The sequence below is a fragment of the Moorena sp. SIO4G3 genome (assembly GCF_010692305.1).
GTDB lineage: Bacteria > Cyanobacteriota > Cyanobacteriia > Cyanobacteriales > Coleofasciculaceae > Moorena > Moorena producens_A.
In genome coordinates this window covers 1-2,489 of record NZ_JAAHIG010000646.1, presented here as the reverse complement: position 1 = coordinate 2,489, position 2,489 = coordinate 1, and the positions used below count along the sequence as shown (strand labels likewise).

The window sequence follows — 2,489 nt, the reverse complement described above, 5'->3', positions numbered from 1 at the left end:
GGGAATAGGGAATAGGGAATAGGGAATAGGGAATAGGGAATAGGGAATAGGGAATAGGGAATAGGGAATAGGGAATAGGGAATAGGGAATAGGGAATAGGGAATAGGGAATAGGGAATAGGGAATAGAGAACAGGGAATAGGGAACAGGGAACAACCAATAGTCAAAAAAATCTGTGTACATCATGAGTCCTATAAACGCTATAATTTCAATTATTTTTACATAGTGTACCTGCTCCAATCATGTTTTTAAACTATCTCTAACCCCTCCAAATAAAAAATTATAAAAACCCTTGACAAACTAAAATATAATCATTACAATAATCAATGTAAACCCACAATGAGTTCAAGTTCTGACTTATGTCAAAATACTCTAACCAAAACCTAAAGAAACAACCTGTTGAGCACACTCTAAAAGGTCCTCGTCAAGCCGTGTCTTGATGCAGTCGCTCATGGGGGAAACCCCCAAGACCGCGCAAATCACGCTAATCCATAGTATGCAAATGTTTTATTCCCTAGGCTATGGGGAGATTGCCGACTGGAGCCCTTTGGAACCTACTGAAACTCCAGGGGAAGTGATGACAACCATGATGAAGTATTGGCTGTTGCCATAACACCTTGTCTTGATGCAGTCGCTCATGGGGGAAACCCCCAAGACCGCGCTGCATCGCTAAATTTCTGGGGGGGCTTCCCCCCAGAGCCTTGGCTCCGGTCTGGTCCCGTAGGGTGGCCGAAAGACCAAGGTCAATAAAATAGGATCACATCAGTTTCGGTTTGGGAACTCAGTGACATAAGTCATTTAAATAGCCGTGGATAGTATTTCTACGGCTATTTTTTTTGGTGAGCTCGCCCCTAACGCAGCCTACCGCACTTTTTTACAAATATGAGATGCACCCACGCGAACAACCTTATACCTTAAACCTTGGCCTTTAGACACGCGTGCGCGTTCAACCTGCAACCTTAAACCTTGGCCTTTAGCCACGCGTGCGCGTTCAACCTTCAACCTTCAACTTTAAACCTGCAACCTTAAACCTTAAACCTTAAACCTTACTAACCTTAAATAATCAAATATGTACCAATTTGGCATTACAAAACCAGCTGATACCGTTAAACTACAAATAGTGCAAATATAGCCCTGATCATAGTTATGAGGTACAGTAAATTTTCTTACCCCTACTCCCTACTCCCTACTCCAACTAAAAACACTATAGCTGATAGGGAAAAACTGCTCGCTAACTCATGAATGATTCCAAAAACGCCATCGATATATTTGCAGGGGCAGGTGGCCTTTCTCTAGGTTTCCATATGGCTGGGTGGCAAATTACCACAGCAATAGAAATTGATAAATCTGCTGTTTCCACTTATCGAGAAAACTTTCCTAGCACTAACGTTATTCGCTCCGATGTTAGAGCCTTAGACTTTACTCAATTTCAAGGTATTGACCTAGTAGTAGGGTCACCGCCTTGTCAACCTTTTTCTGTCCTAAACAAAGACCCAAGTAAACAGTTATCCGAAGCCAACAATAAAGATTTAGTTCCAGAATTCATTCGAGCGGTAAGGGAGATTCGACCCAAGGCATTTTTAATGGAAACTATGCCTGGGTTGCAAAGCTCTAAAAATTTTAATTATTATCAATGGATTATTCAGCAGTTTCAAGCCCTGGATTATTCAGTTTATGTAGACCTTTTAGAAGCAGCATCCTATGGAATTCCCCAGTATCGTGAACGTCTATTTTTGGTCGGTTTAGCCACAAAAACTGATTTTACGTTTCCCCTAAAAACCCATGGGTTAGGGACATCTAATCTTTATATTTCATCAGGTTCAGCCTTAACTGATGTTCCAGACTATGAACCGAATAGCACTAAAGTTTCCTATGCCAATAAACCCGTGATTCGTCCTACCCCTTGGACAGGAACCCTAGTCAAGGGTGGGGGAAAACCCATCAATTTCGATGCACCAAGTCCTACCATTACCGCTACTATGGGAGGTTACCGCACCCACATTATTGATCCTGAAGGTGTTTTACTGGTGTATCATCGTCATTTAATGAATGGGGGAAAGCCGAGATCAGGAACAGTTGAAGGAGTAAGACGGCTGACGGTAAGGGAATCAGCTAGACTCCAATCCTTTCCTGATCATTTTGTATTCAAAGGTTCTAAAACATCACGATACAGACAGGTTGGTAATGCTGTACCACCACGGTTAGCCAAGGCAGTTGGAGAAGCAATCCATAAAGCCATCTTCCCCTCTGAGGTATCAACGACAAAAGACTTTCAATCCTATTTTGATCAGCTTTGCGACACATTGCACCTGCGGCTGTAGGGGATAAGAGTGTGGGAGATGGGGAGATGGGGAGATGGGGAGATGGGGAGATGGGGAGATGGGGAGATGGGGAGATGGGGAGATGGGGAGATGGGGAGATGGGGAGATGGGGAGAGGGGGAGATGGGGAGATGGGGAGAATTTTGGAAGAGCGAACGTGTGAACTCCAG

4 protein-coding genes are annotated in these 2,489 nt (G+C 43.6%); 3 read left to right on the top strand and 1 reads right to left on the bottom strand.

Features of this window, described 5'->3' with window-relative positions; genetic code table 11:
* A partial coding sequence (locus F6J99_RS44125; RefSeq protein WP_293123552.1) for a hypothetical protein occupies positions 1–185 on the bottom strand: 185 nt, incomplete at its 3' end.
* Positions 186–450: 265 nt separating this feature from the next.
* On the opposite strand from F6J99_RS44125, the gene F6J99_RS46050 reads away from it, so the two are divergent.
* From F6J99_RS46050 to F6J99_RS44110, 3 genes are all read left to right on the top strand, one after another.
* Positions 451–612 (top strand): hypothetical protein, encoded by a 162-nt coding sequence (locus F6J99_RS46050; protein ID WP_365975457.1) that lies wholly within the window; start codon positions 451–453, stop codon positions 610–612.
* Positions 597–749, top strand: coding sequence for a hypothetical protein (locus F6J99_RS44115; RefSeq protein WP_293123549.1), 153 nt, complete (start codon positions 597–599; stop codon positions 747–749). Before F6J99_RS46050 ends, F6J99_RS44115 begins: the two co-directional genes overlap by 16 nt.
* Before the next feature lie 488 nt (positions 750–1,237).
* On the top strand, positions 1,238–2,320 hold the full coding sequence (locus F6J99_RS44110) for a DNA cytosine methyltransferase (RefSeq protein ID WP_293123546.1): 1,083 nt from the start codon (positions 1,238–1,240) through the stop codon (positions 2,318–2,320).
* Positions 2,321–2,489: the final 169 nt, after the last annotated feature.

Coding starts and splice junctions, on each gene's coding strand:
- F6J99_RS46050 (WP_365975457.1), top strand. CDS start 451: ATGGGGGAAACCCCCAAGACCGCGCAAATCACGCTAATCCATAGTATG.
- F6J99_RS44110 (WP_293123546.1), top strand. CDS start 1,238: ATGAATGATTCCAAAAACGCCATCGATATATTTGCAGGGGCAGGTGGC.